The organism is Variovorax sp. EL159, assembly GCF_900100965.1.
In the GTDB taxonomy this organism is placed as follows: domain Bacteria; phylum Pseudomonadota; class Gammaproteobacteria; order Burkholderiales; family Burkholderiaceae_C; genus Variovorax.
Window position 1 is genome coordinate 539,995 of the sequence record NZ_FMUJ01000003.1, and the last position, 23,273, is coordinate 563,267.

Here is a 23,273-nt window from a genome sequence, read left to right on the forward strand (position 1 = left end):
CTCTCAGGCTGCCGTCGTTTCAGGCGGGCGCTCGGGGGGCAACTCGGCAATGGCCTTCATCTCGCGCTCGTGGCGCCACTCGATGACCGACTTGATCACCAGCGTGACCAGCGCCAGGATCGCCAGCAGCGAGGCCACGGCAAACGCGGCCACCGACTGGTATTCGTTGTAGAGCACTTCCACGTGCAGCGGCATGGTGTTGGTCTGGCCGCGGATGTGGCCCGACACCACCGACACCGCGCCGAACTCGCCCATGGCGCGCGCGTTGCACAGGATCACGCCGTACAGCAGGCCCCACTTGATGTTGGGCAGCGTCACGCGCCAGAAGGTCTGCCAGCCGGTCGCACCCAGCACGATGGCGGCCTGCTCTTCGTCGGTGCCCTGCGCCTGCATCAGCGGAATGAGCTCGCGCGCGATGAACGGGAAGGTCACGAACACGGTGGCCAGCACGATGCCGGGCACGGCGAAGATGATCTTGATGTCGTGCTCCGACAACCACGGGCCGAGCCAGCCCTGCGCACCGAACACCAGCACGTAGATCAGGCCCGCGACCACCGGCGACACCGCGAACGGCAGGTCGATCAGCGTGGTGAGCAGGGCCTTGCCGCGAAACTCGAACTTGGCAACGGCCCAGGCCGCCGCGACACCGAACACGAGATTCAGCGGCACCGCGATGGCAGCCGTGATCAGCGTGAGGCGGATGGCGCTCCAGGCATCGGGCTCCTTCAGCGCATCGAGGTAGGCGCCAACGCCCTTGCGCAACGCCTCGGTCGCCACGGCCGCCAGCGGCAGCACGAGGAAGAGGAACATGAACGCGAGCGCAATGCCGATCAGCAGCCAGCGCACCCATGCGGCTTCAGTGGTGCCGGCCTGTGCGCGGCGAATGACTTTGGAAGGTGCGCTCATGTCAGGCCCCTGCCCTGCGGCGCTGCCATGCCTGCAGGCCGTTGATGACCAGCAGCAGCACGAAGGAAATGACCAGCATCACCAATGCAACCGCCGTGGCGCCCGCATAGTCGTACTGCTCCAGCTTGCCGATGATGATGAGCGGCGTGATCTCCGAAATCATCGGCATGTTGCCGGCAATGAAGATCACCGAGCCGTACTCGCCGATGGCACGCGCGAAGGCCATGGCAAAGCCGGTGAGCAGCGCCGGGGCGATCGACGGGAAGATCACCTTGGTGAAGGTCTGCAGCCGCGTCGCGCCGAGCGAGGTGGCGGCTTCTTCGAGCTCTTTCTCGGCATCTTCCAGCACCGGCTGCACCGTGCGCACCACGAACGGCAGCCCGATGAAGATCAGCGCGATGACGATGCCCGCCGGAGTAAAGGCCAGCTTGATGCCGTGCGGCTCCAGCAGTTGCCCGATCCAGCCATTGCCCGCGAGCAACGCGGTCAGAGAAATGCCGGCCACGGCCGTCGGCAGCGCAAACGGCAGGTCGACCAGCGCATCGACGATGCGCTTGCCCGGGAACTTGTAGCGCACCAGCACCCACGCCACGAGCAGGCCGAACACCGCGTTCACCACGGCCGCGATCAGCGAGGCACCGAAGGTCAGCCGGTACGAGGCCATCACGCGGGGCGCGGTCACGGCCACCCAGAACTGGTCCCAGGTCAGCGTGAACGTCCTGAAGACCAGCGCCGACAGCGGGATCAGCACGATCAGGCTGAGATAGAGGATCGAGAAGCCGAGCGTGATGTGGAAACCGGGCAGCACGCGCTTGGCGCCCCCTGCCCGGTTGGCACGCGAAAAAGGCGCTCCCGCGGACGGGAGCGCCGATGAAACAGCGCCGCTCATTTACTTCGCGCCGGGCGTGTAGAGCTTGTCGAACTGGCCGCCGTCATTGAAGTGCACCTTTTGTGCTTCGCCGAGGCTGCCGAACAGTTCCTGCACTGTGAAGAGCTGCAGCGGCTTGAAGGTCGATGCGTACTTCTTGAGCACGGCCTGCGAACGCGGACGCAGCGCATGCTTGGCGGCGATTTCCTGCGCTTCTTCGGAGTACAGCCAGTCGAGGTAGGCCTTGGCCAGTTCGCCGGTGCCCTTCTTGTTGACGGTGCGCTCGACCACGGCCACGGGGTTCTCGGCCACGATGCTGATCGACGGATAGACCGAGTCGACCTTGCCGGTACCGAACTCGCGGTCGATCGAGACCACTTCCGATTCGAAGGTGATCAGCGCATCGCCGATGTTGCGTTGCAGGAAGGCGGTGGTGGCGTCGCGGCCGCCGCGTGCCAGCACCGGCACGTTCTTGAACAGCTTGCCGACGAACTCGGCGGCCTGCGCATCGGTGCCGCCCTTCTTCTTGATGTAGCCCCAGGCCGCAAGGTAGGCGTAGCGCCCGTTGCCGCCGGTCTTGGGGTTGACGATCACGACTTGCACGCCCGGCTTGACGAGGTCGTCCCAGTCCTTGATGCCCTTGGGGTTGCCGTTGCGCACCAGGAACAGCATGGTCGACGTGGTCGGCGATGCGTTGTCGGGGAATTTCTTGGTCCAGTCCTTCGCGACCACGCCGGTGTTGGCCAGGAAGTCGATGTCGGTCGAGGTGTTCATGGTCACCACGTCGGCGTCGAGGCCGTCGGCCACGGCGCGTGCCTGGGCGCTGGAGCCGCCATGCGACTGGTCGATCTTGACGTCCTTGCCGGTGGCCTTCTTGTAGTGCGCCACGAAGGCCGCGTTGTAGTCCTTGTAGAACTCGCGGGCCACGTCGTACGAGGCGTTCAGCAGCGACGTACCTTGGGCAAAGGCGCTGCTGCCGGCGAGAGCGGAGGACGCCAGCGCGAGCACGGCGACGAAGGTCTTGATTCTGGAAGTCATGTGGTTGCCAGGTTTTCTGAAAATTCACGACCCGCCGGCCAGGCGGCGGGTTCGTCGGTCAACGATTGCAGCAGGGCCAGGCCGAGCGGCCAGTCTCCGTGCCCCGAATCGATGTTGATGTGGCCCGCATTCTGCATGCGGACGAACTCGCTGCCCCAGGCGCGGGAATAGGCCCCCGCCAACCGGATCGGGCAGTAAGGATCGTTGCTGCTGGCCACGACGATGCTGCGGTACGGCAGCGCCGCATACGGCACGGGCGCGAAGTCGGACAGCACCGCGCGGCGCTCCGGGTCGGCCGGGGCCACCAGCAGCGCACCACGGATTCGTGCGGCCGCGGCGGCCGGCAGGTGCGCCGTGGCGATGCAACCCAGGCTGTGGGCGGCGATCACCACCGGGCCTTCGCAGTCGAGCACCAGCTTCGCCAGCGTCGACACCCAGGCGTCGCGCTTGGGCGAGGCCCAGTCGTCCTGCGCCACGCGCGCGGCGCCCGGAATGCGCTCCTCCCACAGGCTCTGCCAGTGGCCGGGCCCGGAGTCGCGCCAACCGGGCACGATGACGACGCTGGTCTGCATTGCGGGTGCCGCCTTGCTATTTACTTGTTGGGCTGCGGCGTGATGCGCAGGTAAGGCTTGACGGCCTTGAAGCCCTTGGGGAAGCGCTCCGCCAGCTCGGCCGGGTCCTGGATGCTGGGCACGATGACGACGTCGTCGCCGTCTTTCCAGTTCACGGGGGTGGCCACCTTGTGGCTGTCGGTGAGCTGCAGCGAGTCGATCACGCGGATGATCTCGTCGAAGTTGCGGCCGGTCGACGCGGGGTAGGTGATGGTGGTGCGGATCACCTTCTTGGGGTCGATGATGTAGACGCTGCGCACCGTGGCCGTGGTCGAGGCGTTCGGGTGGATCAGGTCGTACAGGTCGGCCACCTTGCGGTCGGCGTCCGCAATGATCGGGAAGTTGACCGTGGTGTTCTGCGTCTCGTTGATGTCGCTGATCCACTCCTTGTGCTTGGTGGCCGGATCGACGCTCAGCGCGATGGGCTTGACGCCGCGCTTGGCGAACTCGCCCGACAGCGCCGCGGTCTTGCCGAGTTCGGTGGTGCACACGGGCGTGAAGTCGGCCGGGTGCGAGAAGAACACGATCCAGGAGTCACCGGCCCATTGGTAGAAGTCGATGGGGCCTTCGCTGGAATCCTGGGTGAAATTGGGGGCGGTGTCGCCGAGTCGCAGAGTTGCCATGGTCGCTCCTGAATGGATGGGAGCCCTGGATTGTGCGAACGGCGGCTTCAATGCCAAACGAATATCTGCTTGTTTGGATATGACGTTTTCCGCATAACGAATGCTGGCGGTCAAGCCAGGTCGCTATCTTTTGAATAGCAACATCCGTTGTTGTGGCGCCCGTAAGCGCCCATTCAGCCTCAGAACATCTGCATGTCGGCGCTCTGCAAACGCTCCGTCAGAAAGTCGATCAGCCGCCGAACCGCCGGCACCAGCGCCCGCCGCGCCGGAAACACCATGTGCGCCACCACCGGCGGCGGCCCCCATCCGGGCAGCAGCCTGACGAGGCGTCCGGCCACCATGTCGGCCCGGCACATGTAGTCGGGCAGCATCGTGGCGCCCACGCCGCCCAGCGCGCCGAACTGCAGCGTCGCCAGGTCATCGGCCACATAGCGCGGCGTGTGGATGTGCACGTGGGTCTCGCCGTTCGGGCCGTCGAGGCGCCACTCCGAGCGCCCTTCGCCGTTCACCGACATCGCCGCCGTCGGCAGCTTCGCCAGGTCGGCCGGCGTGTTCACCGGGCCGTATTGCTCCAGCAGCTCCGGGCTCGCGGCCAGCACGCCGCGGCTGTAGCCGAAGGTCTTGGCCACCAGCACCGTGCTGTCTTCGATGGCGGGCCGCACCCGCAGCGCGATGTCGACGCCCTCCTCGATCAGGTCGACCGGCCGGTTGATCACCCGCATGTCGATGCGCACCGCCGGATACCGGTCCATGAAGATCGGCATCAGCTGCGCCAGCCCGCTGTGCGCGATGGTGACGGGGCAGGTCAGGCGCACCAGCCCGCTCGGCTCGGTCTGCACCTGGGCCACGGCTTCGGCTGCCGCCTGGGCCGCATCGCGCATGGCGGACGCGTGCCGCAGGTAGATCTCGCCCGCCGGCGTGAGCGACAGGCGCCGGGTACTGCGCTGCATCAGCTGCACGCCGAGCCGCTCTTCCAGCTCCGCCACGCGGCGCGACAGGCGCGACTTGGGAATGCCAAGGGCCCGGCTGGCCGCCGCAAAGCCGCCGCGTTCGGCGACTTCGGCAAAGAAAACCATGTCGTTGAGGTCTTGCATGGGCTCGATTGTCCTGCAAATAGAACGAGCTAGGCGATTTTTGGCTACTTATCAGTCACTCGATCCAAAAATAGAATTCTCACATCGCCGGCCACCTTGAGCGCCGACAGCCACACGAAAGTGATTGATCCATCATGAAGCTGCTCCACATCGACTCCAGCATCCTCAGCACGAACTCGACCTCGCGCCTGCTCTCCGCTGAAACCGTGGCCGCCTGGAAGGCCGCCCACCCCGACACCACCGTCGAATACCTCGACCTGGCCGTGGACACCCCCTCGCATTTCAGCGCGGACGCCCTGGGCATCAAGACGGGCGTGCAAGCCCAGCCGACCGACGCCCAGCAGCGCGAAAACGCCCTGTCCGAAAAGCTGGTGAGCCAGTTCCTGGGCGCCGACGTCGTCGTGATCGGCACGCCGTTCTACAACTTCTCGATCCCGACGCAACTGAAGGCCTGGATCGACCGCCTCGCGCAAATCGGCCGCACCTTCAAGTACACCGACAAGGGCCCCGTGGGCCTGGCCGGCGGCAAGACCGTGATCGTGGCCTCCACCCGCGGCGGCATCTACTCGACCACCGAAGGCGGTCAGGCCATGGAGCACCAGGAGAGCTACCTGAAGGTGATCTTCGGTTTCTTCGGCATCACCGACGTGCGCTTCGTGCGTGCCGAAGGCGTGGCGATGGGCGACGGCGCCAAGGCCACCGCGCTGGCCTCCGCACGGGCCGACATCCTGGTGGCCACAGCCGAAGCCGCAAACCAGAAGGACGTGGCGCAAGCGGCCTGATCCGCCCTGCTTCGCGCCCATGAAAAAAGCCGCCCTTGCCGGGCGGCTTTTTCACGTCTGGCGCATCGCGAGATGCGCAAGCACCTTACGAGGCCGAGTGGCTCTTGATCCAGGCCACGTACTTGTCCATCCACCCCTGCAGGAATTTCTTCGAGCCTTCGTTGCCGATGTGGCCCTTGTCGTCGAACAGGTCGTCCTTGGTCTGCAGAAACACTTCGGGCGCGCCGAGCGTGGGCACGTCGAGGTAGGCCAGGATGTTGCGCAGATGCTGCTGCGCCAGCGCGGTGCCGATGGCACCGACCGAAATGCCCACCACCCCGGCCGGCTTGCCGCCCCAGGCGTTCTGGCCATAAGGACGCGAGGCATGGTCGATCGCGTTCTTCAGCACGCCGGGAATCGAACGGTTGTACTCGGGCGTGACGAACAGCAGGCCCTGTGCCGCGGCAATTTCGCTCTTGAGCCGCTTGACCTGCGGCGACTGGTTGCCGTCGTCGTCCTGGTTGTAGAGCGGCAGGTCGTCGATGCGCAAGTGCTCGAAAGTGAAATCCGACGGGGCCAGGTGCGCGAGCGCCAGGGCCAGCTTCTGGTTGTGGGATTCCTTGCGAAGGCTGCCGACGATGACTGCGATCCGGGTCTGGGCCATGGATGTAACTCCTTGAAGTGAGGGGGGTCGAAATGACGAACGCGATTATGCGAACCGCTCAAGACCTTTTCCAGAAAAGTTCTTGCGCTCTCGCACACCTTCTTGCGCGCGCCGCGCGAGCCTGTTCGCCAGCCGGTCGAGCCCGGTGCACAGCAGCCAGTAGATGGCGCCCACCAGCATGAATATCTCCGCCGGAAAGACCATCGTGCGCGCGTTCACCTGCGAGGCCACGAACGACAGCTCGCCCACGCCCACGATGTAGGCCAGCGAACTGTCCTTCACCAGCGTCACCCACTGGTTGATGAACGACGGCAGCATCATCCGCAGAGCCTGTGGCAGCACGATGAATCGCAGCGTGCCCCATCGCGTGAGGCCGAGCGACAGCCCCGCCGCCCACTGCCCGGCCCCGATGCCGCGAATGCCCGCGTGCACCGCATGCGCCAGGTAGGCGCCGCCCACCAGCGACAGCGCGCACATCACCGACAGCATGCCCGGCACGCTGATGCCGAGCGCGAACGGCAAGAGAAAGTAGGTCCAGAAGATCAGCATCAGCACCGGGATCGCGCGGAAGAACCCGAGCACCAGCGTGAGCACGCTCTTCAGCCAACCCTGCGCCATCGCCAGCCCGATGCCCCACGCCAGCCCCAGCACCGCCGAGGCGATGCCCGACCCGGCACTGAGCAGCACCGTGAGCGCCGCGCCACCGAGCTGCCCGTTGGGGAACGCGCCCCACAGCAGGTACGGCAGGCTGTCCCACAAGGTCTCAATCACGGTCATGCCGCCCTCCCCGGCGCGAGCGCCTGCCGCCGTGCCGCCCACGCGGCCAGCACCTCGATGGCGCCGATGGTCACGATGTACAGCAGCGTCGCGAAGCCGAAGGCCTGGAAGGTCTTGAAGGTCTCGGCCTCCACCTGCCGCGACGCATACGACAGCTCGACCAGCCCCACCGCCATCGCGAGCGAGGTGTTCTTGACGATGTTCATGTACTGCCCCAAGAGCGGCGGCAAGGCGATGCGCAGCGCCTGCGGCAACACCACATTCGCCAGCACCTGCGCACGGGTGAAGCCGAGGGCGGACGCCGCCAGCGTCTGGCCTACGGGCACGCCGCGAATGCCGGAGCGGATGTCTTCACCCACATAGGCGGCCGCGTACAGCGTCAGCCCGACAAGGGCCGAGAGCAACTCGAACGACAGCACATGCCCCGCATAGAGCCATTCGCGCACGGCCTCGGGCAGCACGCTCGGCGCGCCGAAGTACCAGAAGAAAAGCTGCACCAGCAGCGGCGTGTTGCGAAACAGCGAGACATACGCGCCCGTCGCGCGCAGCAGGACGGGCCGGCTCGACGAGCGGCCCGCTGCAATGACGACGCCGAGCGCCGTGGCGCCCGCCGACACCAGCAGCGAAGCCCACAGCGTGGTCAGCCAGCCGTCGAGCAGCCAGCCCAGGTAGCGAGGCGCAAGCAACTGCTCGCGCAACAGATCGATCAAGGCCGCATCGACCTCAGTTGGCGGCAGCGACGCGCTGGTCGCCGATCTTTAGCAGGCGCGGCAGCGGCGCCTTGCTGTTCGGGCCGAACCAGGTGTCGTAGATGGCCAGCGCGCGGCCGTTCTTCTCGCTTTCGATCAGCCAGGTGTTCAGCGCCTCGAGCAGCCGCGTCTCGCCCTTGGGCACCGCGGCGCCAAGGTATTCCTTCGACACGGTGATCGCCGGGATCTCATACTTCTCCTTGTCGGGAATCGCATTCCACTGGGCCGTGAGCTTCACGCCGTCGTTGGTGATGGCCTGCACGTTGCCGTTGCGCAGCGCAGCCAGCGCGAAGGGCGAGTCGTCGTACAGCACGACCTTGGCGTCGGGGTAGTTCTTGCGCAGGTTGGCTTCCATCGTCGTGCCCTTCTCGGTGCCGATGCGGATGTCCTTGATCTGCGCGGCATCCTTCAGCACGCCCTTCTTTGCAAGGAACTGCTGGCCGACCAGGAAGTAAGGCGTGGTGAAGTCGACCGCCTTGGCCCGCTCGTCGGTGATGGTGAAGCTCGCGAACACCACGTCCACCTTGCCCGAGGTCAGCAGCGGAATGCGATTGGCGGGGTTGGTCGGCACCAGCTCGATCTTCACGCCCAGGCTCTTGGCGAATTCGGTGGCCAGGTCGATGTCGTGGCCCACCTGCTTCTTGCTGGCCGCATCGATGTAGCCGAAGGGCGGATTGCCATCGAACGCGGCCACGCGCAGCACGCCGGCCTTCTTGATGTCGTCGAGCTTGTCGGCCCATGCGGTGCCGCCAAAGGAAAGAAAGCCGGCGGCCAGCGCCAGGCTTGAAACGATGAATGTGCTGCGGGTCATGCCTGCTCTTCTCGGAAATGAAAAGCCGCGACTCTAGGCAGCCCGCCCGCTCGCACCAACGAAGCAATTTCCGCTTGCTTATGCATCGCCGACTTGCGCATGAACTAATGAGAAAAGCTTCGTGGCGCGAAGAAGGGCGTGCTTCTAAATTCGCCGGCCTCTCTCTTCTTTCTCCAGACCGCGCGCCTGCGCGGCAGCGTCATGAACCCCAACCACCCCTTCACGTTCGCCCTGTCGCGGCGCCTTCTGCTTCGCGCCGGCATCGGTGCCGCGACCACCACAGCCCTCACTCCGCTTTTTGCCCAATCGCGCGCCAAGACGCTGCGCATCGGCTACCAGAAGTTCAACACGCTCAACATCCTCAAGGGCACCGGCCAGCTTGAGAAGGCGCTCGAAGCCGCCGGCGTGAAAGTGGAATGGGCCGAGTTTCTCGGCGGCAGCCAGTTGTCGGAAGCGCTGGCCGCCGGTGCCATCGACTTCGGCCATGCCTCCGACGGCATCGGCGTGTTCCAGCAGGCCAGCGGCAAGGGCCTTGTCTACCTCGCGGCGGAAAGCCCGTACCCCGGCGGCGTCGGCTTCCTGGTGCCGCGCGATTCGCCGATCCGCAGCGTGCGCGACCTGAAAGGCAAGCGCGTCGTCACCGGCCGTGGCTACAACACGCAGTACGTGCTGATCCGCGCGCTGGAAGCCGCGGGCCTGCGCTACGAAGACATCGAGCCCGTCTACATCGTCACGGCCTCCGACACGGTGGCGGCCTACCAGTCGGGCAGCGTCGCGGCCATCGGCCTGTGGGACCCGTTTTTGGCCGGTGCGCAGATCGCGACCAACTCGCGCGTGCTGTTCGACGGCACCGGCCTGAGCGGCAACCGCACCTATCACTTCGCACAACCCGGCTATGCGCGGGCCAACCAGGACATCCTGCGCACCGTGTTCACCGAACTGCGCAAGGCCAACGAATGGGCACAGGCGCATCCGGCCGACGTGGTGGCCACGCTGGCGCCGCAGCTCAAGGTCGATCCGAAGGTACTGGCGCTGGCGACCGAACGGCGCCAATATGGCGTGGTCGCGCTCACGCCCGCCATTGCGAAAGAACAGCAAGGCCTGGCCGACGTGTTCGCGCAACTCAAGCTCATTCCCAAACCCATCGAGGTGAAGGACGCCTTCCTGGACCTGAACCTCGTCTGAAACGCCTGCTCACGTGACCACGTCTTCCCACTACGACGTCATCGTCGTCGGCCTTGGCGCCCTCGGCGCAGCCACCCTCTACCAGCTCTCGCAGCGCGGCGCGCGCGTGTTGGGCATCGACCAGTTCTCGCCCCCGCACGACCAGGGCTCCTCGCATGGCGATTCGCGCATCACGCGGCTGGCTGTCGGCGAAGGCGATGCCTACGTGCCCTTCGTGCAGCGCTCGCACGCGATCTGGCGCGAGCTCGAAGCCCGCACCGGCAAGCCGCTGATGACCACCACGAGCGGCCTGATCCTCGCGCCGCGCGACCGCGTGGCCGAGCACCATGGCAAATCGGACTTCGTGCGCCGCACCATCGCCTGCGCCGAGCGCTTCGGCATTGCGCACGACGTGCTCGATGCGGCCGGCATCCGCGCGCGCTTTCCGCAATTCAATCTGCAGGGCGACGAGATCGGCTACCACGAGCGCGACGCCGGCTTCGTGCGGCCCGAAGACGCCATCGGCGCCCAGCTCGCGGTGGCCCGTGCCTCGGGCGCGCAGACCCGCACCGGCGAGCGCGTGCAGTCGGTCGAACCGGTGGGCAATGGCGACACGGTGCGGGTTCGCACCGACACGGCCAACTTCACGGCCGATCGCGTCGTGGTCGCGGCCGGTGCATGGCTGCCCGAGTTTCTCGGCCGGCAGGCCCGCGCCGACTGGCAGGCAAACTTTTCGGTTCACCGCCAGGTCATGCACTGGTTCGACGCGGGCAGTGCCGCTGGAGACTTCGCACCAGGCCGCTTTCCCATCTTCATCTGGATGTTCGGCGACGCGCAGGAAGACTACATGTACGGCTTTCCGGCCTCCGATCCGTCGCAGCCCGCACTCAAGGTCGCGACCGAGCAGTACGTCGACGCCACCACACCCGACGCGCTCGACCGCACCGTGAGCCCCGAGGAAACCGCCGCGATGTACCGCCACCGCGTGGCCGGTCGCTTTCCGCAGATCGACGGCCGCGCGATCAAGGCGCGTGCCTGCATGTACACCGTGACGCCCGACCGCAGCTTCGTGATCGACGCACTCGATGGGCTGCCGAACGTGCTCATCGCCTCGGCTTGCTCGGGCCATGGTTTCAAGCACTCGGCCGGCCTGGGCGAAGCCGTCGCCGAGCACGTGCTGGGCCGCGCCAGCTCGCACGGCCTGGACCTGAGGCCTTTTGCCCGACAGCGACTTCTGGGGAAGGAAACAACCTAGAGCAAGCGCGCGCGATCCCGGGCATCATCGCTCCCGATCTTTATTTGTTTCCGTTTCAGGAGCGACGCGCGATGAGATTTCTGGTGGTGGGTGCGGGTGCACTCGGTGGCTATTTCGGCGGTCGACTGATCGAGGCGGGGCGCGATGTCACCTTCCTGCTTCGCCCGCGCCGCGTGGCGCAGCTCGCAAAGACCGGGCTGGTGGTGCAGAGCCCTTTCGGCAACCTGCAGCTACCGGCCCCGCCCCATGTGCTGGCCGAAGACATCAAGACGCCTTTCGACGTCGTCGTGGTCGGCAGCAAGGCCTACGACCTCGACGCGACCATGGATGCGTTCGCACCCGCGGTCGGCCCGAACACCCTCATCCTCCCGCTGCTCAACGGCATGAAGCACATCGACCGGCTGGTCGAGCGCTTCGGTGAAGAACGCGTGCTCGGCGGCCTGTGCATGATCTCCGCCACGCTGGACGACGAAGGCCGCGTGCTGCACCTGAACGACATGCATGGCCTGACCTACGGCGAGCGCACCGGCGGCCGATCGGCCCGCGTCGACGCCATCGCGGCACAGTTCGCGGGTGCGAAGTTCGATGCCACCGCGAGCGAAACCATCATGCAGGACATGTGGGAGAAGTGGGTCTTCATCGCCTCGGCGGCGGGCCTCACGAGCCTGATGCGCGCGTCCATCGGCGACATCGTGGCCGCCGGCGGCCAGGACGTGGCGCTCTCGATCTTCAACGAATGCTGCGCCATCGCCGCGCACAACGGCTTCGCGCCCCGCCCCTCGGCGCTCGAACGCGGCCGCGCGGTGGTCACGACGGCGGGCTCGCAGATGACGGCATCGATGTACAAGGACATCGTGCGCGGTGCGCAGGTCGAGGCCGACCACATTGTTGGCGACCTGCTGCGCCGTGCGCCGGCCGGCGACCCGGCCGCGCCCTCGGTGCTGCGCACCGCCTACGTCCATCTGAAGGCCTACGAAGCCAGGCGTGCCCGCGAAGCCGGCTGAAACGGAAGACACGAAAGAAACCATGGGTGACACGCTCGCGTTCCTCCATACGGCGCAGGTGCATGTGCAGACCTTCGGGAGCCTCGCGCGCGAGCTTGCGCCCGAGCTGAACGTCCAGCACCTGGTGATGGAAGACCTGCTGGGCGATGCCCGCACGCTGGGCGTCGACAACGCGGGCCTGGTCACGCGCGTGCACGAGGCCATGCGAGAAGCCGCGGCGGACGGCGCCTTGGTGGTTGTGTGCACCTGCTCGACCATCGGCGGCATCGCCGAAAAAACGGCCACCGGCGGCGCCTTCACCGCCCTGCGCATCGACCGCCCCATGGCCGATCGCGCGGTGCGCAGCGGGCCCCGCGTGCTGATCGTCGGTGCGGTCGAAAGCACGCTGGACCCGACCCGCTCGCTGGTTCTTTCGGCGGCCACGCAGGCCGGCGTCGGGATTCGTGCGAACACGCTGCTGGTCGAAGATGCCTGGGTGCATTTCCAGGCCGGCGACATCGCACGCTATGTGCAGACGCTGGCCGAATCGATCCGCGCCGTGGCCAGCGCCTCGGATGTGATCGTGCTGGCGCAGGCCTCGATGGCGCCCGTGACCGCCCTGCTCGGCGATCTCGGCATCGAGGTGCTCAGCAGCCCCGGGCTGGGCGTTGCGCACGCCGTGGCCACGCTGCGCGCCTCGCGCACCGCGTGGAACCTCAGTCCGACTTGAGGATCGTCTCGCCCTTCAGCATCCCCATGTCGCGGGTGTTGAAGCGGTGCCGCTTCCAGCCGGCCCAGGTGCGGCGGAAGTTGGCGATCGAGATGCCGTAGTACAGCACCTTGAACATGCGCAGCGCGCCCCACATCGGCGTGCCCTTGTAGATGTCGCCGGCCAGCAGCGACATCAGCGCCTCTTTCACCCGGAACGGATTGCCCGGGTGCATGAACATGTCGCGGATGGTCGGGTTCGTCACGCGGTAGATGAACCACGAGTACTCGCTCGGGCCCTTGCGCATCATGGCCTCGAAGGCCTGGCGCGTGGCGGGCATTTCCGCCGGCCGGTCGAGCGCGGTGGCTACGAGCTCGGCACCGTCGAAGGCGCTGTGCATCGCCAGGTACACGCCCGACGAGAACATCGGGTCGATGAAGGTAAAGGCGTCGCCCAGCAACAGGTAGCGATCGCCGGTGGCGTGCGTGCTCGAGTACGAGAAGTTGCCGGTGGCGTGCACCGCGTCGTCGACCAGCGTGGCGTTCTTCAGGCGGTCCACCAGCACCGGGCACAGCGCGATGGTGTCGTAGAAGAACTCTTTCAGCGGCTTGTCGCGCGTCTTCAGGTAGTACGGCCAGCAGACCGCGCCCACGCTCGTGGTGCCATCGGCCAGCGGAATGAACCAGAACCAGCCGTGCGGGAACCAGCAGATGCTGATGTTGCCTTCCTTCTTGCCTTCGAGCCGCTCGGCATTCGTGAAATGGCCGAACAGCGCGGTGCTGTTGTGGTCCGGGTTCTTTTCCTTGCAGCGGAATTTGTTGGCGAGCAGCGTGTCGCGCCCGGTGGCATCGACCACGAAGCGGGTGCGCCAGTTGCGCTTGGCGCCATCGTCCATCTCGGCCTGCACTGTGGCGCCGTCGGCGTCGAAGGCCACGTCGCGCACCTTGCAGCCTTCCAGGGTCTGCGCGCCGCGGGTGGCGGCATTGCGGAAGAGCAGCTCGTCGAGTTCGGAGCGGCGCACCTGCCAGGCGGAGTCGAGCGACTTGTCCCAACCCTCGGCAAATTCCACATAGCTGCGGTGCTCATGCTCCGGCGAGACGAACTCGATGCCGAACTTGGGCATGCCGATCTTCTCGACCTGGTCGCGCACGCCGAGCTTTTCGAACAGCTCGACGTTCGCGGGCAGCAGCGATTCGCCGATGTGAAAGCGCGGGTGGTGCGCCTTTTCGAGCAAGACCACGCTGCGGCCCTGTTGCGCCAGCAGCGCCGCGACCGTGGAGCCGGCGGGGCCGCCACCGATCACGAGCACATCGCAGGATGCATCGGCACTGGCAGGAACGGGGGAATCTTCGATCGGGGGCATTCGTGTGAGGCTCGTGATTGACGGTGCCGCACAGCATAACGCGGCGAAAAAGCGCGCCGGCGCTGCCGCGGCACACCGGCCGGGCCGGTGCATTTGCGCAAAGTCGGCTAAGTGCGCGGCGGCCCGGATCGGCACACTGGCCGCCATGACAACCCGTGCCGTCGCGGCCGGCGGACGCGCCACGCCCGCCACGCGACCCGGCCTTTGCATCCTCTCTTGCCAGGACCCGCCATGCCCCTTCTTCGCCTGCTCTTGCTCACGCTCTGCTGCCTCGCGGCGCCCTTCGCCCAGGCCGCCGGCTTCACCACCATCGAAGTGCCCGCCGATGCACAAGGCCCGGCGCTGCACGGCGCCGTGTGGACGCCCTGCGTCACGCCCGACACCAAGGACTGCCCGGTTGCCGGTGCGCAATTGCCGTTGGTCGTGGTGTCGCACGGCTATGGCGGCTCCTTCCGCGGCCACCAGGACACGGCGCAAGCCCTGGCCGATGCGGGCTTCGTGGTCGCGGCCATCAGCCATTCGAGCGACAACTACCAGATCCGCGGCGGCCCGAACGACAGGATTTCCGCGCTTGCGACGCGCACCACCGACATCAAGCGGCTGATCGACTACATGCTGCAGCAGTGGCCGTCGCGCAGCGCGCTGGCGGCCGACAAGATCGGCTTCTTCGGGTTTTCCAGGGGCGGCTACACCGGTCTCGTGCTCGGCGGCGCCGTGCCCGATTTCGAACGGCTCCCTCCCCTGCCTTCGTCCAACTGCGCATCGGCCCCAACGAGTCCGCTGTGCACGCTGATGCAGGAGCGCTTCAGGGAGCTCCTGGCCACGCCGCTGACGCATGACGCACGCATCAAGGCGGCGGTGATCGCCGATCCGTTCAGCCCCATCTTCGACGCCCAGGGCCTGAAGAACGTCACCCTCCCGATCCAGCTCTGGGCCTCCGCCTATGGCGGTGACGGCGTCACGCCCGAAAGCGTGGCCGCGGTTCGCCGCAACCTGCCCTCACCACCCGAATGGCACGTGGCGGACAAGGCTGCGCACTTCGGCTTTCTGCCGCCCTGCTCGGCCACGCAGCTCGCGGCCAAACTGGAGATCTGCAACGACGAACCGGGCTTCGACCGGGCGGCCTTTCATGCCACTTTCAACGCCAAGGTGGTTGAATTCCTCAAGCGGCATCTTCTGCAGGCGGCCAACTCCTAACGCCCGAGCACCTCGGCCTTTTGTGCCGGCCGGCAGCCTCGCCACCGTTAGGCAGGTGCGGCCCTGGCGCCATTGCGCAAGAACGGCTAAGTACGCCACGCCTGAAAGCGGCACACTCGCCCCCATGAGAACCCCGCGCGCCGAAGAGAACTACCGGTCCCGCGTGGCCCGTGTGGTCGCGGCCATCGTGGCGGACCCGATGGCGGAGCACCGCCTCGAAGACCTGGCGCGGCTGGCGCATTTCTCGCCGTTTCACTTCCACCGCGTCTACAGCAGCATCGCTGGCGAAACGGTGGCCGCCACGGTGCGTCGCGTGCGGCTGGCGCGCGCGACGCAGTTGCTCGAAGAAGGCCACCAGAGCGTCACGCAGGTGGCCATGGAGGTCGGCTACGACAGCCCGCAGGCCTTCTCGCGGGCCTTCGGCCACTTCACCGGACAGTCGCCGCGCGAGTTCCAGCAGCAGATGCAGCACATGGCGCCCGATGCCGGTGCCACCCAGGCCCTGGTGCGGATCGTCGAGCGCCCCGCGCAGCAGGTGCAGGCCTTGCGCCATCAGGGGCCGCTGTCGACCATTCCGCACACGCATCGCCGGCTGCGCGCCTACGCCGGCGACCGGGTCATGTCGACCTGGCTGGGCGTTTCCTGCGGCGAGGGGCCCAATCCTGACGATTACCGGTACTACGCCGCGGCGGCATCGCCCGAGCCTTGGCCCGCTCACGTGAAGCTCGAAACGCTGGACTTGCCGGGCGGCCGCTACGCGCTGCATTGCCTGGCCGGCCCCTATGCCCGCATCAACGCAGCCATCAACGCGCTGTATGCCCGCTGGCTGCCGGGCAGCGGCTACGAGCCGGACGACCGGCCCATGCTGGAGCACTACCTGAACTCGCCGCGGCAGGTGTCGCAGGCCGAGCTGCGCACGGACCTGCTCATTCCCATTCGTTCTGCCGGCGTGCCTTGAGTTGGCGCGGCCTGACGCGGATCGGCGACGGGCCCTTGATAGCTTTTGACAGCCGCCAGGGCGGACGAGCCGCCCCTAACCCGCGCGGCGCTGGCCAGCCAGCCTGCGCACCACAGCCACCAGCCGATCGACCTCGTCGAAGGTGTTGTAGAACGCCAGCGACGGCCGCACCGTGGTCTCGACACCGAAGCGCCGCAGGATCGGCTGCGCGCAGTGGTGGCCCGTGCGCACCGCGATGCCCTCTTCGTTCAACGCCTGCCCCACCTCTTCGGTGCTGTAGCCGTCGAGCACGAAAGACATCACGCTGGCCTTGTCGACCGCCGTGCCGATGAGCCGCACACCCGGGATCGCACCGAGCTGTGCCATACCGTACACCAGCAGGTCATGCTCGTAGCGCGCGATGTTCTCGATGCCGACCTTGTTGACGTAGTCGATGGCGGCACCCAGCCCCACCGCGTCGGCGATGTTGCCGGTGCCGGCCTCGAACTTGTTCGGGATCGGCTGGAACACTGTCTTCTCGAAGGTCACGTCGGCAATCATGTTGCCGCCGCCCTGCCACGGGGGCATGTCTTCGAGCACTTCGCGCTTGCCCCAGACCACGCCGATGCCGGTCGGGCCGAACACCTTGTGGCCCGAGAACACGAAAAAGTCCGCGCCGATGTCCTGCACGTCCACACGCATGTGCGAGACCGACTGCGCACCATCGACCAGCGCCTTCGCGCCCGCGCGATGGGCCAGCTCGACAATCTCCTTGACCGGCACCACGGTGCCCAGCGCATTCGAGACCTGCGTGACGGCCACGATCTTCGTGCGGTCGTTGAGCAGCTTGCGGTATTCGTCGAGCAGCACCTGCCCCGAATCGTCGACCGGAATCACGCGCAGCTTCGCGCCCTTGGCGGCGGCGAGCTGCTGCCAAGGCACGATGTTGGCGTGGTGCTCCAGGTTGGAGACGATGATCTCGTCGCCCTCGCCCACATGCTGGCCACCCCAGCTCTTGGCTACGAGGTTGATGGCCTCGGTGGTCCCGCGCACGAAGATCACCTCTTCCACCTCGGGCGCGTTGATGAACTTGCGCACCCGCTCCCGTGCGCCTTCATAGGCGTCGGTTGCGCGTGCGGCCAGTTCATGCGCCGCGCGATGGATGTTCGAGTTCTCGTGCGCGTAGAAGTACGCGATGCGGTCGATCACCGATTGCGGCTTGTGCGTGGTGGCCGCGTTGTCGAACCACACGAGCTGCTTGCCGTTGACGCGTTCCTGCAGGATCGGAAAGTCGCGCCGCACAGCATGTACGTCGAATGGCGGATGCAGGCTGCTCCCGGCCAGCGGCACCGCCTCGGGGCCACGCGGATCGGGCTTGGCCGGCGTAACGAAGCCATTGGGCAAGCGCACCGCATCGACAAAGTAGAACTGCGCATCGCGACCAACTGGCGCCGAAGGCGGGCTCGGCGGCAATGCCGGCTGAGCCACAGGTGCGGCAAGGCCGGCGAACGGGTCATGAATCGCGGCGCCATGGCCGTCACCCGCCAACGGATGACCGTAGCTGTTATTCAAGAAGTAGAACGGCGACGCGGCCGCCTGCGGCGCAGCAGGTGCATTGACCTGCTGCGGCACACCCAGCACCGTGCCACCCAGGCGCGGCTCGAACGCCGGCGCCACGGACAGCACGTTGTCCGGCACGCCATTGCCCGCCACCGCATGCGGCAGCAAGGCCGGCGCACGGTTCGCGAGCGACGGCAACTGCGTCGGCGATGCGGGCAGCACATTCGCGCCCGGGATCTGCCCTTGCGGAATCGGCGTGCCCGGCACGCTCGGCCCGAAGCCTGCCGGACTCACCAACGGCGAGCCCGGCGGTGCGATGTTGGCGGGAAACTGCGCGCCCGGCACCAGCCCGCTCGCCATACCGGGCAACGAAGATGGCGGCGTGCCTGGCAGCGCGGAGAACATGGCGCTGGCCATGCGCGAGAGGATGGCCGGATCGAACGGCGCCTCGCCCGCCTGCGACGGCAGGCCGCCCGGAGTCAAAGGGGTACTCACCGCGGCTTACTTGTAGGTGTCGGGATAGTCGTGGTACTTGCCGATCTCGACGTCGTCGAGCACCGCCAGTGCGTCGGTAGTCAGCACCGCGAGCGAGCAGTACAGCGAGATCAGGTACGACGCGATCGCGTGGTTGTTGATGCCCATGAAGCGCACCGACAGGCCCGGGCTCTGCTCGCCCGACAGGCCTGGCTGAAAGAGGCCGACCACGCCCTGGCGCTTGTCGCCCACGCGCAGCAGCAGGATCTTGCTCTTGCCGTCGGCCACTGGCACCTTGTTCGAGGGAATCAGCGGAATGCCGCGCCAGGTGATGAATTGCGAGCCGAACAGGCTCACGGTTGGCGGCGGCGTGCCACGGCGGGTGGCTTCACGGCCGAAGGCGGCAATGGCCAGCGGGTGCGTGAGGAAGAACGCTGGCTCTTTCCAGACCTTGGTCAGCAGCTCATCGAGGTCGTCGGGCGTGGGCGCGCCGGTCAGCGGAAAGATGCGCTGCTCTTCGCTCACCTGGGCCAGCAGGCCGTAGTCGGGGTTGTTGATGAGCTCGCTCTCCTGGTTCTCCTTGATCGTCTCGATCGTCAGGCGCAGCTGCTCCTTGATCTGGTCGTGCGGGCTGCTGTACAGGTCGGAGATGCGGGTGTGCACGTCGAGCACGGTGCTCACGGCATTGAGGTAGTGCTCGCGCGGGTTTTCTTCGTAGTCGACGAAGGTGCGCGGCAGCTGGTTTTCTTCTTCGCGCGAGGTGCAGGTGACCTTGATCGACTCGGGGTTCTTGACCTTGTTGACGCGGTAGATACCCGCTTCCACCGGCACCCATTGCAGCAGGTGCGTCAGCCAGCGCGGGCTGATCGTCTCGAGCTGGGGAACTGTCTTGGTGGCATTGGCTAGCTGGCGTGCGGCGTTGTCGCCAAGGGCGGTGGTACCACCGACTGTTGCGCTCATGAATCAAGGCTCCTGTTGGGAAAAAGTGGCAGGTACGTCGATCCGGAGATTTCGAAACATGACGAAAGCGATGGATTCGCGCCGAGGGCAAGGCGCAAACCGGAGCGATACCCGAGGTATCGCGAGGATTTGCAACGCCGCCATCGGTGCGAAGACGCGCTTTCGTGTTTCGAAATCTCCGGATCGACGTACTGAGTGTCTGGCGACCACGGGTTTCCCCTCAACAGGCTATAGCCGCCAAGTTGATCCTTCGCGCAAGGCGCGATTGCTCCAGTTGCTCGCAACGCATGAGCAAGCCGACCATGTTGATGCCCAACGCAGTGGCGAGCTTTTGCGCGGTGACGATCGAGGGGATCACCCTCCCGCGCTCGATCTCGCCCACGTAGGAGCGGTTCAGATCGGAACGCTCCGCCAGTTCTTCCTGCGACCAACCCTTGCCCTCGCGCAACTGGCGCACAGTGACGCCGAAGTCTTCAACAAAGGCTTTCATGGCGCACTCGCTTTCGGTGCGTTCTGCAGGCTGGCCTGCGTGACGCTCGCGCCCGCGGGCACGTCGTCGGTGATCCACACATTGCCGCCAATGACCGCGCCCTTGCCCAGCGTGACGCGCCCGAGGATGGTCGCGCCGGCGTAGATCACCACGTCGTCTTCCACCACCGGATGCCGCGGCAATCCCTTCTGCAGGTTACCTTCGGTATCGGTCGGAAAGCGCTTGGCACCGAGCGTGACGGCCTGGTAGAGCCGCACGCGCTTGCCGATGACGGCCGTCTCGCCGATCACTACGCCCGTGCCGTGGTCGATGAAGAAACCCGCGTCGATCTGCGCGCCCGGGTGGATGTCGATGCCGGTCTGCGCGTGCGCCAGTTCGGCGACGATGCGCGCCAGCAACGGCAGGTCGAGCGCGTACAGCCGATGCGCCAGGCGGTGATGGATCATCGCGAGCACCCCGGGATAGCACAGCAGCACTTCGTCCACGCTGCGTGCGGCCGGGTCGCCCTGGTAGGCCGCGAGCACGTCGCTGTCGAGCAGGCGGCGCAAGCCCGGCAATGCATTCGCGAACTGGCGCACCGCCTCGGTCGCGGTCTCGTCGATCTCGCTCGCGGAACGCGGCTGGTGGCGCGCGTTGAAGTTCAACTCGAGCCGCGCCTGCACCAGCAGTGCCTGCAACGCCGCATCAAGCGTGTGGCCGACATAGAAGTCCTCGCTCTCGTGGCGCAGGTCGGGCGGCCCGAGCCGCATCGGAAACAGCGCGCCTTTCAGCGACTCCACGATCTGCGCCAATGCATCGCGCGACGGAAACTCGCGTGCACCGGGTTCGCGCGAACGGCGCTGCGAATCGCGCCACTCGTCGCGCACGCCATGCAGCGCGCGCACGATGTCGCTCACCTCGAAATGGGCCATGTGTTTTTTCTCCCTGGAAAATCCGGTTTGTCGTAATGGGTCAGTCCTGCACCCAGGGCAGCTTGTGGAAGCGCCAGCCGTCGGCACCGCCGCGGTGTTGCTGTTCGTCGATCTCGCCCTCGAAGCCTTCGAGCACATTGAAGACGTGGGTAAAGCCCGCCTTGGCAGCGGCCTCGGCAGCCAGCGCCGAGCGTTTGCCACTTCGGCACAGCAGCAGCGCCACGGCCTCCTTGCCACCATCTTTGGCAAGCTTGGCTTCGAGCTCGCGCACGAAGCGCGGGTTGCGCGTGAGGGCCGTTCCCGTGGCCCAGGCCACGTGCAGGCTTTCGGGCACATGGCCGACAAACTTGCGCTCTTCGCCCGAGCGCACATCGACCAGTACGGCCTGCCCTTTCTGTACCAGCGCCCACGCCACCGGCGGCGTCACACCGCCCGCGTAGGGCCAGTTGGCTTCGGCCGCCCGGGCGCGCGCCTGTTCCAGTGCTTCGGGCAGGACGAGTTCTTCGACTTCCACTGACATGCTGTGCGGCTCCTGTTGTGCGTTGGATGTCGCCTTGGTGGCGATGACCACCACTTTAGGAGTGCGAGGCCGAAGCTCCAACAACTGAAAAGTCGATTCCTAACAACCAGGCGATCTATAAGCCGCTTGGTGCCTCGCGCACAATGGCCGCCCCGACAACGGCAAGGACAAGATGTGAGCGAGCCGATCCAAGATCCCGAGATGGTCCTGTGCATTCCCGGCCCCTGGGAGAGCACCACAGAGCTGATCCGCCGGCTCATCGAGGACGGCGACGGCTACCTCTTCGCGGGCCGCATCCTCATGCATACCGAGACGCGCTTCAGTTGCGAACTGGTCTTCGAGGATCGGGACGAACGCATGGCCAGGGCCTTCCACGCGGCCGGCCCCCACTGGCGCGACACGGCCGAGATGGCGGCCATTGCCACGCACCGGTCGGTGGTCTACCTCGTCGGTTCCGGTGGAAGCCAGCAGAACGCCGAATCGCTCATGCGGGCCGGCGCTGCCCTCGTGCGCGCGGGCGGCCTTGGCGTGAAGGTGGAGAGCACGGGCCTGGCGCACACACCTTCCGCGTGGCTCGACCACTGCGCGCACCTCTATCTGTTCTTTGCCCACCGGGCGCTGGTGGTCTACCTCACCGGCGAGGATGTGTGCTCCTGCGGCATGCACAACCTCGGTCTGAAAGATGCCGTGACCACCGGCTCCGACGACCCGACGGCCGCCACCGAACTGCTGCGCGCCTTCACGCACTATCTGTTCACCGAGCAGCCCACCATCCGGCACGGCCAGACCTTCTCGGTGGCGGCAGCCGCACCGGTCTACCGCATCGAAGAAGAGAGCAGCCAGACCTACGAGGAAGACTCGCTCTTTCACAACCCCTACGGCCTCTGGCGACTGATACCGCTCGCGGCCTGACGAAAAAAACCCGGCACCAAACGCGGCGCCGGGTTGTTCGCAATTGCCCGAGGGTCCGTCAGAGCTTCGCGATCGAAACCTCCGTCGACTTCACGAGGGCAACCACGTCGGAGCCGACCTTGAGCTGCAGCTCGTCGACCGAGCGCGTGGTGATGACCGAGGTCACGATGCCCCAGGCGGTTTCGACATCGACTTCGGAGACGACGTCGCCGCGGATGATCTCGCGGACCTTGCCCTTGAACTGGTTGCGCACGTTGATGGCTTGAATGGACATGATGGTTTCTCTTTCAGGTGGAAGGATGGGTCTGGGTGGAAGTGATGAAGCAGCGGCAGCTCAGACGATCTGCGCCACTTCGCCGAACGCGAGCCGAGGCCCCCGCTCGAAGGTGCTGGCGTGGTCGGCCACGCCGAGGTTGACGAGAAAGTTGGCGCGGTAGCGGCCATCGGGAAAGAAGGCCTTGTCGACCAGCTCCGCGTTGAAGCCCGATTGCGGCCCCGCGTCGAGTCCGAGCGAGCGCGCCGCCAGGATCAGGTAGGCGCCCTGCAGGCTGCTGTTGCGAAAGGCCGTGGCCTGCGCGGCCTCGGCGCTCTTCTCGAAGATGGGCTTGGCGTCGTAGGCCGGGAACTGCGCGGGCAGGTGTTCGTAGAAACGCGTGTCGTGCGCCACGATCACCGTCACGCCGGCCTGCAGCGTCTGCGCCGTGTTGCCCGCCGACACCGCCGGCTTGAGCTTTGCCTTGGCCTCTTCGCTGCGCACGAACACGAAACGCGCCGGCTGGGCGTTGAAGGCGGTCGGGCCCCACTTCACGAGGTCGTAGAGCTTGTGGATCAGTTCGTCGGTCACCGGCACCGGCTTGAAGGCGTGCACGGTGCGCGCCTTGCGGAACAGCTGGTCGAGCGCCGCGTCTGGAATGGTGTTGAGTGTGCTCATGGTTC

At 66.4% G+C, this 23,273-nt stretch carries 26 protein-coding genes; 8 read left to right on the forward strand and 18 right to left on the reverse strand.

What is annotated here, in order from left to right; all coding sequences use genetic code 11:
- Positions 1–3 precede the first annotated feature (3 nt).
- The 6 genes from cysW to BLQ28_RS14545 all read right to left on the reverse strand — a co-directional run bounded on the left by cysW (position 4) and on the right by BLQ28_RS14545 (position 5,140).
- The gene (cysW, locus tag BLQ28_RS14520; RefSeq protein WP_093240427.1) at positions 4–906 is read right to left on the reverse strand and encodes a sulfate ABC transporter permease subunit CysW; all 903 of its coding nucleotides are present in this window, start codon (positions 904–906) and stop codon (positions 4–6) included.
- Between the two features lies 1 nt (position 907).
- Entirely contained in the window at positions 908–1,795 is an 888-nt protein-coding gene (cysT, locus tag BLQ28_RS14525) for a sulfate ABC transporter permease subunit CysT (protein WP_093240430.1), read from the reverse strand.
- The gene (locus BLQ28_RS14530; RefSeq protein ID WP_093240433.1) at positions 1,796–2,812 is read right to left on the reverse strand and encodes a sulfate ABC transporter substrate-binding protein; all 1,017 of its coding nucleotides are present in this window, start codon (positions 2,810–2,812) and stop codon (positions 1,796–1,798) included. It lies immediately after the preceding gene.
- Positions 2,809–3,384 (reverse strand): RBBP9/YdeN family alpha/beta hydrolase, encoded by a 576-nt coding sequence (locus BLQ28_RS14535; protein WP_093240436.1) that lies wholly within the window; start codon positions 3,382–3,384, stop codon positions 2,809–2,811. Before BLQ28_RS14535 ends, BLQ28_RS14530 begins: the two co-directional genes overlap by 4 nt.
- Positions 3,385–3,404: 20 nt before the next feature.
- Positions 3,405–4,046 (reverse strand): peroxiredoxin, encoded by a 642-nt coding sequence (locus BLQ28_RS14540; protein WP_093240439.1) that lies wholly within the window; start codon positions 4,044–4,046, stop codon positions 3,405–3,407.
- 179 nt (positions 4,047–4,225) lie between these two features.
- The gene (locus BLQ28_RS14545) at positions 4,226–5,140 is read right to left on the reverse strand and encodes a LysR family transcriptional regulator (RefSeq protein WP_093240442.1); all 915 of its coding nucleotides are present in this window, start codon (positions 5,138–5,140) and stop codon (positions 4,226–4,228) included.
- A gap of 134 nt (positions 5,141–5,274) precedes the next feature.
- Here BLQ28_RS14545 and BLQ28_RS14550 point away from each other — a divergent pair, with 134 nt between their 5' ends.
- Positions 5,275–5,922 (forward strand): FMN-dependent NADH-azoreductase, encoded by a 648-nt coding sequence (locus tag BLQ28_RS14550; RefSeq protein ID WP_093240445.1) that lies wholly within the window; start codon positions 5,275–5,277, stop codon positions 5,920–5,922.
- Positions 5,923–6,007: 85 nt separating this feature from the next.
- Here BLQ28_RS14550 and BLQ28_RS14555 read toward each other — a convergent pair whose 3' ends face one another.
- The 4 genes from BLQ28_RS14555 to BLQ28_RS14570 are packed head-to-tail and all read right to left on the reverse strand — an operon-like array spanning position 6,008 to position 8,902.
- The gene (locus tag BLQ28_RS14555) at positions 6,008–6,565 is read right to left on the reverse strand and encodes an NADPH-dependent FMN reductase (protein ID WP_093240448.1); all 558 of its coding nucleotides are present in this window, start codon (positions 6,563–6,565) and stop codon (positions 6,008–6,010) included.
- A 45-nt stretch (positions 6,566–6,610) separates the two neighbouring features.
- Positions 6,611–7,342 carry an amino acid ABC transporter permease gene (locus BLQ28_RS14560; protein WP_093241681.1) on the reverse strand — a complete coding sequence of 244 codons (732 nt, stop codon included), beginning with the start codon at positions 7,340–7,342 and terminating at the stop codon, positions 6,611–6,613.
- Entirely contained in the window at positions 7,339–8,043 is a 705-nt protein-coding gene (locus BLQ28_RS14565; protein WP_093241683.1) for an amino acid ABC transporter permease, read from the reverse strand. Before BLQ28_RS14565 ends, BLQ28_RS14560 begins: the two co-directional genes overlap by 4 nt.
- 22 nt (positions 8,044–8,065) lie before the next feature.
- Entirely contained in the window at positions 8,066–8,902 is an 837-nt protein-coding gene (locus BLQ28_RS14570; RefSeq protein ID WP_093240450.1) for an ABC transporter substrate-binding protein, read from the reverse strand.
- 138 nt (positions 8,903–9,040) lie between these two features.
- Between BLQ28_RS14570 and BLQ28_RS14575 the strand changes: the two genes are divergently transcribed.
- The 4 genes from BLQ28_RS14575 to BLQ28_RS14590 all read left to right on the forward strand — a co-directional run bounded on the left by BLQ28_RS14575 (position 9,041) and on the right by BLQ28_RS14590 (position 13,034).
- The gene (locus tag BLQ28_RS14575) at positions 9,041–10,087 is read left to right on the forward strand and encodes an aliphatic sulfonate ABC transporter substrate-binding protein (RefSeq protein WP_256327296.1); all 1,047 of its coding nucleotides are present in this window, start codon (positions 9,041–9,043) and stop codon (positions 10,085–10,087) included.
- Between the two features lie 13 nt (positions 10,088–10,100).
- Positions 10,101–11,321: an N-methyl-L-tryptophan oxidase gene (gene solA / locus BLQ28_RS14580; RefSeq protein ID WP_093240452.1), complete on the forward strand. Its 1,221-nt coding sequence runs from the start codon at positions 10,101–10,103 to the stop codon at positions 11,319–11,321.
- Positions 11,322–11,392: 71 nt separating this feature from the next.
- Positions 11,393–12,325 (forward strand): 2-dehydropantoate 2-reductase, encoded by a 933-nt coding sequence (gene panE, locus BLQ28_RS14585; protein WP_093240454.1) that lies wholly within the window; start codon positions 11,393–11,395, stop codon positions 12,323–12,325.
- 22 nt (positions 12,326–12,347) lie between these two features.
- The gene (locus BLQ28_RS14590; RefSeq protein ID WP_093241688.1) at positions 12,348–13,034 is read left to right on the forward strand and encodes an Asp/Glu/hydantoin racemase; all 687 of its coding nucleotides are present in this window, start codon (positions 12,348–12,350) and stop codon (positions 13,032–13,034) included.
- On the opposite strand, the gene BLQ28_RS14595 is transcribed toward BLQ28_RS14590, so the two are convergent.
- Positions 13,021–14,376, reverse strand: a complete 1,356-nt coding sequence (locus BLQ28_RS14595) for an NAD(P)/FAD-dependent oxidoreductase (RefSeq protein WP_093240456.1) — start codon at positions 14,374–14,376, stop codon at positions 13,021–13,023. The two genes, BLQ28_RS14590 and BLQ28_RS14595, sit on opposite strands and share 14 nt — an antisense overlap.
- Before the next feature lie 231 nt (positions 14,377–14,607).
- On the opposite strand from BLQ28_RS14595, the gene BLQ28_RS14600 reads away from it, so the two are divergent.
- Positions 14,608–15,573, forward strand: coding sequence for an alpha/beta hydrolase family protein (locus tag BLQ28_RS14600; protein WP_093240457.1), 966 nt, complete (start codon positions 14,608–14,610; stop codon positions 15,571–15,573).
- 124 nt (positions 15,574–15,697) lie between these two features.
- A complete protein-coding gene (locus BLQ28_RS14605; protein WP_093240459.1) occupies positions 15,698–16,531 on the forward strand; it encodes an AraC family transcriptional regulator in 834 nt (277 codons plus the stop codon).
- Positions 16,532–16,606: 75 nt separating this feature from the next.
- Here BLQ28_RS14605 and BLQ28_RS14610 read toward each other — a convergent pair whose 3' ends face one another.
- The 5 genes from BLQ28_RS14610 to BLQ28_RS14630 all read right to left on the reverse strand — a co-directional run bounded on the left by BLQ28_RS14610 (position 16,607) and on the right by BLQ28_RS14630 (position 21,425).
- Positions 16,607–18,487, reverse strand: coding sequence for a family 2A encapsulin nanocompartment cargo protein cysteine desulfurase (locus BLQ28_RS14610; protein WP_256327335.1), 1,881 nt, complete (start codon positions 18,485–18,487; stop codon positions 16,607–16,609).
- 84 nt (positions 18,488–18,571) lie between these two features.
- On the reverse strand, positions 18,572–19,504 hold the full coding sequence (locus tag BLQ28_RS14615; protein ID WP_042579703.1) for a family 2A encapsulin nanocompartment shell protein: 933 nt from the start codon (positions 19,502–19,504) through the stop codon (positions 18,572–18,574).
- A gap of 220 nt (positions 19,505–19,724) precedes the next feature.
- Positions 19,725–19,994: a helix-turn-helix domain-containing protein gene (locus BLQ28_RS14620; protein ID WP_093240461.1), complete on the reverse strand. Its 270-nt coding sequence runs from the start codon at positions 19,992–19,994 to the stop codon at positions 19,725–19,727.
- Positions 19,991–20,905, reverse strand: a complete 915-nt coding sequence (gene epsC / locus BLQ28_RS14625) for a serine O-acetyltransferase EpsC (RefSeq protein WP_093240463.1) — start codon at positions 20,903–20,905, stop codon at positions 19,991–19,993. The genes BLQ28_RS14620 and epsC overlap by 4 nt, the downstream gene beginning before the upstream one ends.
- A 40-nt stretch (positions 20,906–20,945) precedes the next feature.
- Positions 20,946–21,425, reverse strand: a complete 480-nt coding sequence (locus tag BLQ28_RS14630) for a rhodanese-like domain-containing protein (protein WP_093241693.1) — start codon at positions 21,423–21,425, stop codon at positions 20,946–20,948.
- A gap of 174 nt (positions 21,426–21,599) precedes the next feature.
- On the opposite strand from BLQ28_RS14630, the gene BLQ28_RS14635 reads away from it, so the two are divergent.
- A complete protein-coding gene (locus tag BLQ28_RS14635; RefSeq protein WP_218121933.1) occupies positions 21,600–22,337 on the forward strand; it encodes a DUF4261 domain-containing protein in 738 nt (245 codons plus the stop codon).
- A gap of 58 nt (positions 22,338–22,395) precedes the next feature.
- Here the strand turns inward: BLQ28_RS14635 and BLQ28_RS14640 are convergent, their stop codons facing one another.
- Entirely contained in the window at positions 22,396–22,611 is a 216-nt protein-coding gene (locus BLQ28_RS14640; protein WP_007829250.1) for a TOBE domain-containing protein, read from the reverse strand.
- Between the two features lie 60 nt (positions 22,612–22,671).
- Positions 22,672–23,268 carry a malonic semialdehyde reductase gene (locus BLQ28_RS14645; RefSeq protein WP_093240465.1) on the reverse strand — a complete coding sequence of 199 codons (597 nt, stop codon included), beginning with the start codon at positions 23,266–23,268 and terminating at the stop codon, positions 22,672–22,674.
- Between the last annotated feature and the right edge of the window lie 5 nt (positions 23,269–23,273).

Coding starts and splice junctions, on each gene's coding strand:
- BLQ28_RS14530 (WP_093240433.1), bottom strand. CDS start 2,812: ATGACTTCCAGAATCAAGACCTTCGTCGCCGTGCTCGCGCTGGCGTCC.
- BLQ28_RS14555 (WP_093240448.1), bottom strand. CDS start 6,565: ATGGCCCAGACCCGGATCGCAGTCATCGTCGGCAGCCTTCGCAAGGAA.
- BLQ28_RS14600 (WP_093240457.1), top strand. CDS start 14,608: ATGCCCCTTCTTCGCCTGCTCTTGCTCACGCTCTGCTGCCTCGCGGCG.
- BLQ28_RS14595 (WP_093240456.1), bottom strand. CDS start 14,376: ATGCCCCCGATCGAAGATTCCCCCGTTCCTGCCAGTGCCGATGCATCC.
- BLQ28_RS14640 (WP_007829250.1), bottom strand. CDS start 22,611: ATGTCCATTCAAGCCATCAACGTGCGCAACCAGTTCAAGGGCAAGGTC.
- BLQ28_RS14605 (WP_093240459.1), top strand. CDS start 15,698: ATGAGAACCCCGCGCGCCGAAGAGAACTACCGGTCCCGCGTGGCCCGT.
- cysT (WP_093240430.1), bottom strand. CDS start 1,795: ATGAGCGGCGCTGTTTCATCGGCGCTCCCGTCCGCGGGAGCGCCTTTT.
- BLQ28_RS14535 (WP_093240436.1), bottom strand. CDS start 3,384: ATGCAGACCAGCGTCGTCATCGTGCCCGGTTGGCGCGACTCCGGGCCC.
- BLQ28_RS14550 (WP_093240445.1), top strand. CDS start 5,275: ATGAAGCTGCTCCACATCGACTCCAGCATCCTCAGCACGAACTCGACC.
- BLQ28_RS14590 (WP_093241688.1), top strand. CDS start 12,348: ATGGGTGACACGCTCGCGTTCCTCCATACGGCGCAGGTGCATGTGCAG.
- BLQ28_RS14545 (WP_093240442.1), bottom strand. CDS start 5,140: ATGCAAGACCTCAACGACATGGTTTTCTTTGCCGAAGTCGCCGAACGC.
- BLQ28_RS14560 (WP_093241681.1), bottom strand. CDS start 7,342: ATGACCGTGATTGAGACCTTGTGGGACAGCCTGCCGTACCTGCTGTGG.
- BLQ28_RS14630 (WP_093241693.1), bottom strand. CDS start 21,425: ATGTCAGTGGAAGTCGAAGAACTCGTCCTGCCCGAAGCACTGGAACAG.
- BLQ28_RS14615 (WP_042579703.1), bottom strand. CDS start 19,504: ATGAGCGCAACAGTCGGTGGTACCACCGCCCTTGGCGACAACGCCGCA.
- BLQ28_RS14620 (WP_093240461.1), bottom strand. CDS start 19,994: ATGAAAGCCTTTGTTGAAGACTTCGGCGTCACTGTGCGCCAGTTGCGC.
- cysW (WP_093240427.1), bottom strand. CDS start 906: ATGAGCGCACCTTCCAAAGTCATTCGCCGCGCACAGGCCGGCACCACT.
- BLQ28_RS14610 (WP_256327335.1), bottom strand. CDS start 18,487: ATGGCCAGCGCCATGTTCTCCGCGCTGCCAGGCACGCCGCCATCTTCG.
- epsC (WP_093240463.1), bottom strand. CDS start 20,905: ATGGCCCATTTCGAGGTGAGCGACATCGTGCGCGCGCTGCATGGCGTG.
- BLQ28_RS14570 (WP_093240450.1), bottom strand. CDS start 8,902: ATGACCCGCAGCACATTCATCGTTTCAAGCCTGGCGCTGGCCGCCGGC.
- BLQ28_RS14540 (WP_093240439.1), bottom strand. CDS start 4,046: ATGGCAACTCTGCGACTCGGCGACACCGCCCCCAATTTCACCCAGGAT.
- panE (WP_093240454.1), top strand. CDS start 11,393: ATGAGATTTCTGGTGGTGGGTGCGGGTGCACTCGGTGGCTATTTCGGC.
- BLQ28_RS14645 (WP_093240465.1), bottom strand. CDS start 23,268: ATGAGCACACTCAACACCATTCCAGACGCGGCGCTCGACCAGCTGTTC.